Origin of the sequence: Mucilaginibacter gilvus (genome assembly GCF_004054195.1) — a bacterium.
GTDB classification, from domain to species: domain Bacteria; phylum Bacteroidota; class Bacteroidia; order Sphingobacteriales; family Sphingobacteriaceae; genus Mucilaginibacter; species Mucilaginibacter gilvus.
The window spans coordinates 67,883-82,315 of record NZ_SBIW01000004.1; the positions used below are offsets into that span (position 1 = coordinate 67,883).

Consider the following 14,433-nt stretch of genomic DNA (forward strand, 5'->3'; position numbering starts at 1 on the left):
TATACGCCCAACATGTTAAGCTTTTTCCACCTATATTAGCGATAAACACTTTTGCGTCGACATGAAAAAAATCATCCCATTGCTGGCCATTGCCCTGGCGACGGCCAGCCTCACAAAAGCACAAATGACTATTAAAACACTCCCGTACCCCCAAACTAAAAAGGGTGATATTACCGATACGTACTTCGGCACCGCCGTGGCCGACCCATACCGCTGGCAGGAAGATGACCGCGCCGAAGACACCAAAGCCTGGGTTATTGCCGAAAACAAGGTTACACAAGATTACTTAGGGCAGATCCCCTTTCGCGAAGACATTCGCAAACGTTTAGAAGTATTGTGGAATTACGAAAAATACAGCGCTCCCTTTAAAGAAGGGAAATACACCTACTTCTATAAGAACGATGGTTTGCAAAGCCAATCGGTACTGTATAGGCAACTGGGCGAGGGCAAGCCAGAGGTTTTACTCGATCCAACGAAATTCTCTAAGGACGGTACCACTTCGCTGGCAGGGATCAATTTTTCTAAGGATGGTAGCCTTGCGGCCTACCAGATCTCAGAAGGCGGGTCGGACTGGCGCAAGGTTATTGTTATCAAAACAGCCGATAAAAGCATTGTTGGCGATACGCTGATCAACGTAAAGTTTTCGGGTATTTCCTGGTACAAAAACGAGGGTTTTTATTACAGTAGTTACGATAAGCCAAGAGCCGGCAGCGAATTAGCCGGTTTAACTCAATACCATAAATTGTACTTTCATAAGCTTGGAACGTCGCAGGCCGAAGATAAAATGATCTTCGGAGGTGATGTTACCCCACGCAGGTATATTGGCGGCGACGTAACGGAAGATGAGCGCTACCTGGTTATCAGCGCAGCTACATCTACTACGGGTAACGAACTGTACATCAAAGACCTATCCGTACCAAACAGCCCCATTGTTAACATTGTAGATAATTTTGAAAAAGAGCACCATGTGATAGATAATGTAGGCAGCAAGCTTTACATCTTTACCAATTTGAATGCACCGAACTACAGGTTGGTAACCGTTGACGCAGCCAACGCAAAACCCGCTAACTGGAAAGATCTGATCGCGGAAACTCAAAATGTACTTGGTATATCCACAGGTGGTGGTAAAATTTTCGCGGAATATTTAAAAGATGCTACCTCGTTGGTGAAACAATACGATATGAATGGCAAATTTGAGCACGATATCGCGCTGCCGTCCGTTGGTACAGCGGGTAGTTTCGGGGCTAAAAAGCATGAAACGGAAACTTATTACAGCTTCACTTCCTACATATACCCAAGCACTATTTTTAAGTATGATATAGCGAGCGGTAAATCAACCGTTTATAAAAAATCAGGCGTACAATTTAATCCTGAGCTATACGAATCCAAACAGGTGTTCTATCCGTCAAAAGATGGCACCAGGGTGCCAATGATCTTAACCTATAAAAAAGGCACGGTACTTAACGGAACAAACCCAACCATGCTATATGCTTATGGCGGCTTTAGTATAAGCCTTACGCCGGGGTTTAGCACCTCCAACATCGTTTTGCTGGAGCATGGCGGTATTTACGCGGTACCTAACCTCCGTGGTGGTGGCGAATACGGCGAAAAATGGCACCTCGCCGGTACTAAAATGCAAAAACAGAACGTGTTTGATGATTTTATTGCAGCAGCGCAATACCTTATCGATAACAAATACACCGCCAAAGAACACCTCGCTATTTCGGGTGGTTCTAATGGCGGGCTGCTTGTTGGTGCGGTTATGGCGCAACGGCCAGATCTTTGCAAAGTGGCCTTCCCCGCAGTGGGGGTAATGGATATGCTGCGTTACAACAAATTTACGGCAGGCGCCGGATGGGCGTATGACTACGGTACCGCCGAAGATTCTAAGGAAATGTTTGAATACCTGTACAAGTACTCCCCTTACCATGCCATTAAACCTGCGGATTATCCGGCAACCATGGTAACCACAGCAGACCATGACGACCGTGTGGTACCCGCGCATTCCTTTAAGTTTGCGTCACGGCTTCAGGAAATGCAGAAAGGTGCGGCGCCCGTGCTTATTCGGATAGAAACGAAGGCCGGGCATGGTGCGGGCAAGTCAACCGCCCAGGTGATAAACGAGCAGGCCGATAAATGGGCTTTCATGTTTCAGAATATAGGCGTAAAGTATTAACGCAATGTTCCATGTGGAACATTCATAAAAAAAGACGCGCTCGTTTGTAGCGCATCTTTTTTTATAACCTGTTAATTGTTAGGCAATTAATTTGTTTTCTTTGCTTCTTCTATTGCTTTCTGTTTTACCTTTAACTTGTCTTCCTGCACTTTTTTTATCGAATCCAGTTTAGCTTTTTTAGCTTTCTCCTTTTTCTTAAAAAATCCTCTCAGCAAAAAGTTATGTTGTGCTGCCTGAAGGTCTTCGTTGAGGGTGGCGGTGGTGGCATGTACGCCTTTCATGGTAGTTTGCGCCTGTTTTACGGTGCCTTCCAAGTCGCGGGCAATTTTATCATTGTTCAGCAGGCGGCCTATGCTGCCTTTGCCGTTGTTTACCTTGGCCACAATTTCGGCAAGGTTGCTGGTGAGCACTTCGGCGTTATCGGCAACCTTGGTTAGCTTGTTGAAGATTCTGTCAACATCTATCGGGTTTACGGAGTTTAGCTCATTATCTTCCCCAATTTCCTCGGTACTGTTAACGCCCCCAGGGGCAATTACCACTAATTTATCGCCCATCAACCCATCGCTGCCGATGCTCATTTTCGAGTCTTTTTTGATGAACTTCTTAACTGATTTGTTCAAGCTCAGGTCCACCCTTACCGAGCTATCGGTAACGATATTAATGCTTTCCACCACGCCAATATTAATGCCCGCAAAGCGCACATTATTGCCAACAGTGAGGCCGTTTACGTTTTTAAATGTTCCGTATACATTAAAGGTAGAATTGAACAGGCTTTTTTGGTTCCCGATAAAGAATACTGCCAGCAGCAGTATTACAAACCCAATGACGGTGAATACGCCGATCTTTATTTTTTGTGATGATGTAGTTCTCATGTTGTTTCGTTAAAAAATGACCTTACAAGTTCGTCGTCCGAGGATTGCAGCTCATCGAACGAGCCTTCGGCTATATATTCTCCATCGTTCATGATAACTACACGGTCGCCGGTTATTTTGGCGCATTCCATGTCGTGGGTGATGATGATGGATGATGTTTTATATTTCTTTTGCATATTCAGGATCAGTTCGCTTATCTCTCGCGAAGTAATTGGGTCTAAGCCCGTTGTAGGCTCATCGTAAAGCATAATTTCTGGTTTCACGATCATGGTACGCGCCAGGCCCACCCGTTTGCGCATCCCCCCGGAAAGGTCAGACGGCATTTTGTCTATCGCGTCCAGCAACCCTACACCCTCCAGCACCTCTTCTACCCGTTGGTCTATTTCTGCCTTGTCCTTCATTTTTAACACTCTTGTAAGCGGAAACTCGAGGTTCTCGCGCACGGTCATAGAGTCGTACAAAGCACCGCTCTGGAAGAGGAAACCTACTTTGGTACGCAGGGCTTTTAGCTGCTTGTCGCCCATATCGGCTACCACATCGCCAAATACTTTTACAACACCTTCATCGGGGTTTAAAAGGCCAACGATGCATTGTATGGTAACAGATTTCCCTTGTCCCGATTTACCAAGCACTACCACATTTTCACCGCGTTTTACCTTCAGGCTGATATCCTTGAGCACCTCATTATCGCCAAAAGATTTAGAGATATGTTCTATATCAACAACCACCTCGTTGGGGGTACGCTTTTGTTCGCCGTTATGTTTTACCTGCTCTTCCATTTTACCTGTAGAATAAGATACTGGTGACTTGTACAGCAAAAGCATCTATCACGAAGATCCAGAGTGAGGCGGTTACCACGGCAGAATTTGCTGCCAGCCCCACGCTTTCGGTACCCTTATCAGAATGGAAGCCTTTATAGCAGCCCACAAAACCTATGGCGAAGCCAAAAAACATTGTTTTAACCAGGGCTGGTAAAAAATCGATGAACTCCAGCGAGGAGATACATTTATGGAAGTAGAGCGAAAAGCTGATGTCATCAGTAAAGTTTAAAGCCAGGAAACCACCAAATAAACCAATTACATCCCCCATTAACGCCAGGATGGGCACCATTATGGTGGTTGCCAGGATGCGTGTAACCACAAGGTACTGCATAGGATTGGCCCCCGATACTTCCATCGCGTCTATCTGTTCGGTTACCTTCATACTGCCCAACTCGGCACCTATGCTCGATGCTATTTTACCTGCGCAAATAATGGCGGTAATAACGGGCCCCATTTCACGGATGAAGGATACAGCAAGTGTTTTAGGCAGCATACTTTCCGCTCCCATGTCAACCATAGATGGGCGGAGTTGGAGGATGAGCACCAAGCCCATAATAAAAGAGGTGAGCCCAACCAGCATAAACGATTTGTAGCCAATCTCGTAGCATTGGCGCACGAATTCCGACCATTCAAATCCACCAGTAAAAATGTTGCGGAAAAAACGACTGAAGAAAACGCCTTGTTCGCCAACGCCCTCCATCCATTTTTTGTACCCGGTTAATGCCTGTTCTGCCATAAAATTCTAATTACTTGCCAGTTATAAACAATCTGTTTGGTATTTGTTTGGGTTGGGCTATTATTTAACTCCGGCTTAAAAACTTATGCTAAACAAGAAAGTTGCTGCGGAATTGAAAATTATAACTGGTTGGGAGATTAACAGCGGATGAGGGTAATTGTTTAAGGGCCTTTATACGCCCAGGTTTTCTACTAACAACTCCTTATGCACTAATAACTTACCGTGCCTAAAACGTTACCTGTCCAATGATACCCGCTCGTCTTCAATTTACCTTAGTTACCATAGGCGGCTATTTACAACTATCTGATTATTAAATAATTGTAAATTCAATTAGGCTTTTCATCTCTTGGACATCGTCGGTTCTCCCTTTTTCCCATCCCCTATCTTTTACAGTATAAAAACATACCGTTTATAACCACTATTTTATTTATGCGTATTTTTGCGGTTTAAACTGGCCATCAATGGGATATAAGGCAATTATAGTGGGTGCAAGCGGGCTTGTAGGCGATAAACTGCTTACGGTGATGTTAAACCATGCCGAATACGACGAGGTATTGGTTTTGGTGCGAAAAAAATTGCCGGTGGAGCATAAAAAGCTTGTACAGATGGTAATAAACTTTGACGATCTGCCTAAATACGCGGCATCGCTAACCGGCCATGCAGTTTTTAGCTGCTTGGGCACAACCAATGCAAAAACGCCTGATAAAGAACAATATCGCAAGATAGACCATGACTATCCTTTGCGGATAGCAGAATTAGCCAAGGCCAACGGGGTTGAACAATTCCACCTGGTATCTGCTGTTGGCGCTAATGCCGGCTCTTCCACCTTTTATTTAAAGTTGAAAGGTGATTTGGAAGATAGTTTAAAAGCGGTCGGTTTTAAAAGCCTTTATATCTATCAGCCTTCCATGTTATACGGCGGCAGAAAAGATCAGCGCACTTTTGAAAACGCGTTAATTAGCCTTTTTAAAGTGATAGACCACCTGATGATGGGCGGCTGGCGGAAATACCGCAGCATCGATGCCGCTAACATTGCAAACGCCATGTTCCGTAATTCGCTGAAGAGCGCACCGGGAATACATACATATACATTTGATCAAATAAAGAACGCTTAGTGAGTACATACATTTCGGCCGAGAATTTGGGCCATTCCTTTCATGATAACTGGTTATTTAAAAACCTAACCATTGGCATTAACCGCGGCCGCAGGGTTGCTTTAGTGGGTATTAATGGTGCCGGTAAGTCTACCCTTTTAAAAATTCTTTCGGGTTCGTTAAAACCGACAGAAGGCAAAGTAGCGCAGGCGCGCGACCTCAATGTGGGCTACCTGGAGCAAGACCCGCATTTTAAAAACGCGGTTACTATCAGCGATTACATCTTTCACGCTGATAATATTCAGCAGCAATTGATCCGCCGTTACGAGGAGTTGTTAGAGAACGACCCGGATAATATGAAAGAGATGGATAAGATCATGGAAGAGATGAGCGACATCGATGCCTGGGATTATGAGTACAAAATAAAAACCATTTTGGGCCGGCTGGATATTCATCATTTAAACCAACCTATAAATACGCTTTCGGGTGGGCAAAAGAAACGTTTGGCCCTGGCTAAATTGCTGATAGAAGACCCGGAGATCTATATTTTAGATGAGCCTACCAACCACCTGGATATTGATACCATTGAGTGGCTGGAGAAACTACTCACCGAAGGCAGCAAAACTATCCTGATGGTTACGCACGACAGGTACTTTTTAGATAACGTTTGTAACGAGATATTAGAGATAGACCGCGGTAAAATCATCCCTTACGTGGGCAACTACGGTTATTACCTGGAAAAGAAAGCTGAGCGCGAAGCAACCGACGAAGCCACATTCCAAAAAAACTCACAGTTATTAAAGAAAGAATTAGAATGGATGCGCCGCCAGCCTAAGGCAAGGGGCACCAAATCTAAATCGAGGATTGACTCTTATTATGACCTAGAAGCGAAAACCAAGAACAACGGCGGTAAACAGGATGTAGAACTGAGCGTGAAGATTGCGCGCCAGGGAAACAAAATAATGGAGATGCACAACGTCACCAAGGGTTTTAACGGAAACACTTATATAAAAGATTTTAATTACGTTTTCAAAAAAGGCGACCGTATTGGCCTTGCCGGTAAAAATGGCAGTGGTAAATCAACCCTGCTTAACTTAATTACCGATGGCTTACAACCAGATAGCGGCGAAGTTATAAAAGGTGAAACCACCGTTATCGGCTACTTTAACCAGGCGGGTTTGTCTTTTAAGGAAGATGAACGCGTTATAGACGTAGTAAAAAACGTCGCAGAGTTTATTACCATGGCCGATGGTAAAATGATCTCCGCTTCGGCCCTGCTCACTTTGTTCCTGTTCCCCCCTGCTAAGCAATACGGCATGATAGCCAAATTAAGCGGTGGTGAAAAGAAGAGACTTCACTTGATGAGCATCCTGATGAAGAACCCCAACTTCCTGATACTGGATGAGCCCACCAACGATTTGGATATAGACACGCTGAATGTACTGGAAGAGTTTTTAACTACTTACCCCGGCATCCTGATGATCGTATCGCACGATAGGTATTTGCTGGATAAAATGGCAGAACAGCTGTTTATTATGGAAGACAATGGGGATGTGAAGGTATACAACGGCAACTATTCATCGTACCGTATAGAACTGGAAGAAAACAAACAGGCCAATAAAAAGCCCGCTGCTCCTGTCCCGATACAAGTAGAAACGCCAAAGAAGCCTAAGCTAAGCTTTAAGGAAGAAAAGGAATTTGAGGGTTTAGAAAAGGAAATAAGCGACATTGAGAACAAGCTAAAGGAAACAACCGATGAACTAAACACCACCAATATCGAACCTAAAAAATTAAACCAGCTTACAGATAAGATAGCTTATTTAAACAAGCAATTGGATGCAAAAAGCATGCGCTGGATTGAGTTGTCTGAGCTGAAAGAAGTATAAAATGAAACCATCCGACGTTATTGCATCTACGGGTGTTATTATATTATTAGCGGCTTTTTTGCTGAATTTATACAAGAAACTGCCATCGCACAGCGCTGGTATAGCGGAATGAACTTTATAGGAGCAGGCTTGTGTGGGTTATCATCCTAAATGATTAACTTCTACCCTTTTGTGGTTTTAGAGAGCATTTGGTCATTATTTGCCCTTTATTCGTTCATTGTTCCACGTGGAACATCTGCCAAGGAGAGCAAACAATGTTCCACGTGGAACATCAAAAAGAAATATTAAACAATGTTCCACGTGGAACATGGAGGTTATATGTTTAAGAAATATAATGTAATAGTTGTTGGCGCGGGTCATGCAGGCTGCGAGGCCGCTGCTGCCGCTGCCAACCTTGGTTCGTCGGTTTTACTGATAACCATGAATATGGGAACCATTGCGCAAATGAGCTGCAACCCCGCTATGGGCGGCGTTGCCAAGGGACAAATTGTGCGCGAGATTGATGCTTTGGGTGGATATTCAGGTATCATCACAGATAAAACATCTCTTCAATTTAGGATGCTAAACCTTTCCAAGGGTCCTGCTATGTGGAGCCCTCGTGCCCAAAGTGACCGTGCAAGATTTGCCGAAGAATGGCGTATCGCCCTTGAGAAAACCCCAAATGTCGATTTTTGGCAAGATACCGTTACCTCGTTATTAGTTAAAGGAAATACCATTGCCGGGGTGAAAACATCCATCGGTGTAGAAATAGAAGCTGACTCTGTTGTACTTACCAACGGTACGTTTTTAAACGGTGTTATTCATATCGGCGAAAAGAAATTTGGCGGAGGCCGCTCAGGAGAGAAAGCAGCTACCGGTTTAACCGAGCAATTAATAACCCTTGGCTTTGATAGCGGCAGGATGAAAACGGGCACCCCACCCCGGGTAGACGGACGAAGCTTGAACTACTCTTTAATGGAAGAACAATGGGGAGATGAAGAACGCGGTCGCTTTTCTTACACCAACGTTGAACTTGCTAAGGACCAACGCTGCTGCTGGATCACCTACACTAACACCAAAGTACACGAAACGCTAAAGGAAGGCTTCGAACGTTCGCCAATGTTTACCGGGCGTATCAAGGGTTTAGGCCCGAGGTACTGCCCGTCCATAGAAGATAAAATAAACCGCTTTGCAGAGCGCGACCGTCACCAGATTTTTGTAGAGCCCGAAGGATGGAACACTTGCGAGATCTATGTAAACGGTTTCTCCACCTCGCTACCAGAAGATGTGCAGTACAAGGCGCTTACCCAAATCCCCGGTTTCGAAACTGCAAAAATGTTCCGCCCGGGCTATGCGATAGAATATGATTACTTCCCACCTACCCAATTGGGTTTAACGCTGGAAACAAAACTCATCAGCAACCTTTACTTCGCAGGGCAGATAAATGGCACCACCGGGTACGAGGAAGCGGCATCACAAGGCTTTATTGCAGGCATCAATGCGCATCAAAAAATAAACGACAGGCACGAGCTGATTCTAAAAAGGTCGGAGTCTTATATAGGCGTATTGATAGATGACCTGGTAACTAAAGGTACCGAAGAACCTTATCGTATGTTTACTTCAAGGGCGGAACATCGCTTGTTGCTTCGCCAGGATAACGCGGATATTCGCCTTAGTCCAATGGGTCACGATTTGGGCCTGATCAGTGATGAGCGTTTAGATAAAGTAAATCAAAAGGTAAAAAACTCGGACGACATTGTTGCTTTTACCCGCAGCAAAAGTGTAGACCCGGCTACTGTAAATAAACTGCTGGAAGAGTTAGGTACTAGCCCGATAAACCAAAGTGCTAAATTGTTTAATTTATTAAGCCGACCACAGATTGGAATTAAGGACCTTAAAAGCATCGACCCTACCCTGCAGGATAAACTCTCGGCTTACGATAAAGAAACTATTGAGCAGGCTGAAATAAAAATTAAATATGAGAGTTACTTTATAAAAGAAATGGAAATTGTTGAGCGGATGAAAAAAATGGAGGACAGAGAGATCAATCCCGAATTTGATTACAGCCAACTGGTTTCTCTTTCCAAAGAAGCTCGTGAAAAACTGAAAAGGATAAAACCACGCACTTTGGGCCAGGCATCACGTATTTCGGGGGTTTCACCATCAGACGTGTCGGTTTTGATGGTTCATGTGTCGAGATAGTTTATAAATATCTGCAAATCAACTATTTATAAAATATCGTTTATAAAGCACTATTTTAAATTTTTAATATCAGCGTTCATAAAAACATAAAAGTTGCTTACAGGCCAAAAAAACTATGTTAAATAAAAAACCGGTCTTTTTTAATAAAAATTTATTCTTCCTGTTAATCGTTTTGGTGCTTTGCGGCTGCGCGGCCCAGCAAAAACCGCAGGGCGGCCCAAGGGACCTCACTCCGCCAAAAATATTGAAGGCAACGCCCGAAGATCAGACCCGTAATTTTAAAGCAAAAGAAATACGTATCGATTTTGACGAATACTTCCGTCTCACCAACCCATACCAGGAAATCAGCATCAGCCCAGCCCAGGAAAAACAGCCTGAGTATAAAACCGATAAGAAAAGTTTGGTGATCCAATTTAAAGATACACTACTAAAGAACACCACCTACGTGATTAACTTTGGTAAGGCTATTGCAGATGTGAACGAAAGCAATGTGCTCAAAAATTACACTTATGTTTTTTCTACCGGCAGCCACATTGATTCGTTAAGTCTTTCGGGGAACGTGGTAAACTCTACCACCGGCCTAAAAGAAAAAGACGCTACGGTATTCCTTTTTTCGCTCCGCCAGGATTCCCTCCTCTTCGGTAAAAAGAAACCGGGAATTTTCACCACGACAGATACCGCCGGCAATTTCTCTTTAAATAATTTACGTGAGGACACCTATCGGATCTACGCGTTGAAAGAAAGCAGTCCGGATAAAATTTTTAACAATGATAACGACCTTATCGCATTTACAAAAAAACCGATCAGGGTTGATAAGGACAGCTCTAACATTTTATTAAAACTCTTTAAACAAGTTCCCGATAATTTCAGGGTAGCTGAAAAGAAATTTACGCTTGATGGAAAACTATCATTAGTATTTAACCGGCCCGTTCAAAAGCCGGCACTAAAGGTGTTATACCCCGCGGCACTTGATGCACAAAAAATAGTTGAGTTCACCAAAACCAAGGATACCGCAGTGGTATATATGCGCAACATGGCCTTCGATTCCCTGAGCATCGCTATACTGGATAATAACAAACCTATAGACACCGTTTACCAGCTGAAAAGCAAAAACGAAACCTTTCAGCGAAATCTAAATTTCACTTTCGGGGTAAACCGGGACAATAAATTAAAACCGGGAACAGACCTGCCTATCACCGGTAATTTCCCGCTGGAAAGTTATGATGCCGCGCAGATCGTACTTCTTGAGGATTCCATTCCAATAACTACTTTCACCCTTACAAAAGATACCACTAACCTGAGGAAGTATTACTTAAAATACCGATGGCGCGTAAACGCCAAATACCAGATAGGGTTGAATGAAGGAGCGTTTACAGATATCTACGGCGATAAAAGTAAAAAGTTTGTAAAGCCATTTATTGTAGATAAACCTGAGAACTATAGCCAACTTACCTTAAAAGTAAACTTACCCACAGACACCGGTAAATCTTACGTGGTTGAACTTTTAGACGATATTAAAAATGTGCTTCGGAGTGATGTAGTTAGCAAAAATACTTCGTTGGTTTATAAAAACTACGCTACTATAAAATATTCAATTCGTGTTATCTACGATGCCAACCACAATGGGCGCTGGGACAGCGGTAACGTAAAACGCAGGGCACAGCCTGAAACAATATGGGTAAGTCCAAAAGACATTGTGTTACGTGCTAATTGGGAAGCTGAGGAACCTTTGGATATACCAAAGGAGCAGTCTAATCCTTAAACCAGCCCGAGTACATGATATAGTTTTGCGGCAATTTATTTAGTAAAGCCTTTTGCTCATCAGTAAGAGGCTTTATTTTTTTGGCGGGACTGCCGACATACAGGTACCCTGACTCACAAATGGTTCGTTCCAGCACTACGGAACCTGCCCCTATGATCACATATTCTTCCACCACGGCATCATCCATTACAATAGCACCCATGCCTATCAAAACGTTATTTTGCAGCGTACAGCCGTGTACAATGGCGTTATGGCCTATAGAAACGTTATCACCAATATTGGTAGGTGCTTTTAAGTAAGTAGCGTGGATACAAGCACCATCCTGTATATTGGTGTTGTTGCCAATTTTGATGTAATGCACATCGCCACGCAACACCGCGTTAAACCAAACGGAGCAATTATCGCCCATTACCACATCCCCTACTATAGTAGCATTTTCGGCTATGAAACAATCATTTCCCCAAACAGGGCTTTTATCTTTTACGGGTAGTATTAATGGCATAACTTAATTTGAGCAGAAAGGTTAAAGGATAAAGGTAAAAGCTTTTAAAACTTATCTTAAAAATATTTATGTTTGAGGGCAATTAAATGCGGGAATAGCTCAGTTGGTAGAGCGTCAGTTTCCCAAACTGAAGGCCGCGGGTTCGAATCCCGTTTTCCGCTCTTAGACAATTGCTCTAAAGCAATTGTTCATTCCCGTATCTTGACTCAAAGAGGTCTAATAAATCTTGTGTATTGGTAACTTCAGGATTAATAACACTCAACACCTTAGTTTGAACTGGATATTCATCAATAAAATTTAAATTTTCCTTTCTATACAATTCAAACCCTTTCATTGTCTCTTCAAACTTTACCTCATCTATTCCCCAGTATTGAATATATTTAGTTCTGTGAACAAATACTTCCTGTAATTCAGTTTCTGTATTATTAATTATTCCGAAATGGAGAAAGCCATCTTGTACAACTTCCTTCTCATAATTCTCTAAGTAATTTATCAGGCTAAATTTATCTACATACTCACCGTACTTGGGCTCTTCATCATCAATATATTGATAAATAAGAGCGACTTCCTCTGGAAAATCAATAATCAATGCTTTAACAAGCGACCATAACTTTTCGTTATCAATATTTATTTCAGAAAAAAAGGAAAATAAGTCGTTTGGATCAGTTCTACCACTTATTTTATAACCCTCAACGATGTTTGCGCTTTTCCTCCTTTCTAACATATCCAACACGTCCTGAGTTTGCGGTACATCTCTAAGTTCAGGCGTGCTAATTGTGGGTGCTAATTTTAAAGCTCTCATAATTTATAATACCGTATCCTCCAAAATATCCGCATGTTCCGGGTAATCTGTCGTATAATGCAATCCCCTGCTTTCGTGCCTTGCGGTTGCAGATTTCACTACCAGGTAGCTAACCTGTATCAAATTTCTCAACTCACAAAGCTTAACAGATACTTTGGTATGTTTGTAAAAATCCTCTGTTTCCTCATACAATAAACGTAGTCTGCGCATAGCGCGTTCCAGCCTAAAATCAGAACGAACAATACCCACATAATCATTCATCAGTTTTTGCATCTCGCGAATGTTGTGGGTGACTAAAATATCTTCGTTGGATAGTTTCACGCCATGCTCGTTCCAGTCAGGAATATTGACGGGTATTTCAAACTCAGCAAAAGCAAATACTGCATCTTTATAAATACGATGAGCAAATACTAAAGCTTCTAATAAAGAATTTGATGCCAGGCGATTAGCACCATGCAAGCCCGTTGACGAACATTCCCCGCAAGCATAAAGCTGCCTGATGGATGACCTGCCAGTATGATCTACAAGTACCCCGCCGCACATATAATGGCAGGCAGGCGCTACAGGGATCATATCGCGGGTCATATCTATACCCATCTCTAAACACTTGGCATATATATTAGGGAAGTGCGCTAAAATATCCTTCTTCTTTTTATGCGTAATATCCAAATAAACAAAGTCCTCCCCCGATTTTTTTATCTCCGCATCAATAGCGCGGGCAACAATATCACGCGGAGCAAGCGATTTACGTTCATCGTACTCCTGCATAAACTCTTCGCCGTTAGTGCGCCTTAATACGCCTCCCATACCGCGTACAGCCTCCGAAATAAGAAAAGATGGATATTCGCCCGGGTTGTATAAAGCTGTGGGGTGGAACTGGATAAACTCCATGTTCCGTACCTTTCCTTTAGCACGATAAACCATAGCCACTCCATCGCCGGTAGCAATAGTAGGGTTAGTAGTAACCGAATAAATATGCCCGGCCCCACCAGATGCCATTACGGTAACTTTAGAAAGTATCTTCTCTACGTTATTATTTTCTGTATTGAAAGCGTAGATGCCATAACAGGTAATATTATCTGAGGATTTTGTTACCATCTCACCTAAATGATGCTGAGTGATCAAATCCACCGCAAAATAGTGAGTAAGTATTTCTATATTGGGTTCCCGATGGATCTCTTCCAGTAAGGACCGCTCTATCTCAAAACCGGTAATATCCTTATAATGTAACACCCTAAATTCAGAGTGGCCACCCTCTTTTGCAAGGTCATAATTACCTTCATTGGTGCGGTCGAAATTGGTTCCGTACTCAATAATCTCGTTGATCCGTTCCGGGCCCTCCTTTACTACTACCTCCACAACTTCCATGTCGCATAGCCCATCGCCGGCAATAAGGGTGTCGTTTATGTGCTTTTCAAAAGAATCCTCTTTTTTATCCACAACTACCGCAACGCCGCCCTGGGCATACTTAGTGTTACTTTCATCTTCATTGGCTTTGGTAACTATCAGTACCTTACCATGCTTTGCAGCCTTTAGTGCAAAACTTAATCCGGCGATGCCCGAACCTACTACCAGGAAATCCACTGTTCTGGTCATGCTTG

At 43.1% G+C, this 14,433-nt stretch carries 11 protein-coding genes and 1 tRNA gene; 6 read left to right on the forward strand and 6 right to left on the reverse strand.

Annotation, left to right across the window (positions count from 1 at the left end; translation table 11 throughout):
* The first annotated feature begins 61 nt into the window (after window positions 1–61).
* Entirely contained in the window at window positions 62–2,176 is a 2,115-nt protein-coding gene (locus tag EPL05_RS10310) for a prolyl oligopeptidase family serine peptidase (protein ID WP_128533884.1), read from the forward strand.
* Window positions 2,177–2,262: 86 nt separating this feature from the next.
* Here EPL05_RS10310 and EPL05_RS10315 read toward each other — a convergent pair whose 3' ends face one another.
* From EPL05_RS10315 to EPL05_RS10325, 3 genes are read right to left on the reverse strand one after another with little or no spacing between them, the layout of a single operon-like run.
* Window positions 2,263–3,048, reverse strand: coding sequence for an MlaD family protein (locus tag EPL05_RS10315; RefSeq protein WP_128533885.1), 786 nt, complete (start codon window positions 3,046–3,048; stop codon window positions 2,263–2,265).
* Entirely contained in the window at window positions 3,045–3,827 is a 783-nt protein-coding gene (locus EPL05_RS10320) for an ABC transporter ATP-binding protein (protein WP_128533886.1), read from the reverse strand. Before EPL05_RS10320 ends, EPL05_RS10315 begins: the two co-directional genes overlap by 4 nt.
* Before the next feature lies 1 nt (window position 3,828).
* Window positions 3,829–4,605, reverse strand: coding sequence for an MlaE family ABC transporter permease (locus tag EPL05_RS10325; RefSeq protein WP_128533887.1), 777 nt, complete (start codon window positions 4,603–4,605; stop codon window positions 3,829–3,831).
* 461 nt (window positions 4,606–5,066) lie between these two features.
* On the opposite strand from EPL05_RS10325, the gene EPL05_RS10330 reads away from it, so the two are divergent.
* The 4 genes from EPL05_RS10330 (at window position 5,067) to EPL05_RS10345 (ending at window position 11,528) form a co-directional block, all read left to right on the forward strand.
* Complete coding sequence (locus EPL05_RS10330; protein WP_128533888.1) at window positions 5,067–5,720, forward strand: NAD(P)H-binding protein; 654 nt, start codon at window positions 5,067–5,069, stop codon at window positions 5,718–5,720.
* A complete protein-coding gene (locus EPL05_RS10335; RefSeq protein WP_128533889.1) occupies window positions 5,720–7,585 on the forward strand; it encodes an ABC-F family ATP-binding cassette domain-containing protein in 1,866 nt (621 codons plus the stop codon). Before EPL05_RS10330 ends, EPL05_RS10335 begins: the two co-directional genes overlap by 1 nt.
* A gap of 318 nt (window positions 7,586–7,903) precedes the next feature.
* Window positions 7,904–9,766, forward strand: a complete 1,863-nt coding sequence (gene mnmG / locus EPL05_RS10340) for a tRNA uridine-5-carboxymethylaminomethyl(34) synthesis enzyme MnmG (protein ID WP_128534208.1) — start codon at window positions 7,904–7,906, stop codon at window positions 9,764–9,766.
* Between the two features lie 115 nt (window positions 9,767–9,881).
* Window positions 9,882–11,528 (forward strand): Ig-like domain-containing protein, encoded by a 1,647-nt coding sequence (locus EPL05_RS10345; RefSeq protein WP_128533890.1) that lies wholly within the window; start codon window positions 9,882–9,884, stop codon window positions 11,526–11,528.
* Here the strand turns inward: EPL05_RS10345 and EPL05_RS10350 are convergent.
* On the reverse strand, window positions 11,518–12,030 hold the full coding sequence (locus EPL05_RS10350; RefSeq protein ID WP_128533891.1) for a gamma carbonic anhydrase family protein: 513 nt from the start codon (window positions 12,028–12,030) through the stop codon (window positions 11,518–11,520). The two genes, EPL05_RS10345 and EPL05_RS10350, sit on opposite strands and share 11 nt — an antisense overlap.
* Window positions 12,031–12,118: 88 nt before the next feature.
* On the opposite strand from EPL05_RS10350, the gene EPL05_RS10355 reads away from it, so the two are divergent.
* Window positions 12,119–12,191 (forward strand) — tRNA-Gly (locus tag EPL05_RS10355).
* Window positions 12,192–12,205: 14 nt separating this feature from the next.
* Here the strand turns inward: EPL05_RS10355 and EPL05_RS10360 are convergent.
* Window positions 12,206–12,832 carry a hypothetical protein gene (locus EPL05_RS10360; RefSeq protein ID WP_128533892.1) on the reverse strand — a complete coding sequence of 209 codons (627 nt, stop codon included), beginning with the start codon at window positions 12,830–12,832 and terminating at the stop codon, window positions 12,206–12,208.
* Window positions 12,833–12,835: 3 nt separating this feature from the next.
* A complete protein-coding gene (nadB, locus tag EPL05_RS10365; protein WP_128533893.1) occupies window positions 12,836–14,428 on the reverse strand; it encodes an L-aspartate oxidase in 1,593 nt (530 codons plus the stop codon).
* Window positions 14,429–14,433: the final 5 nt, after the last annotated feature.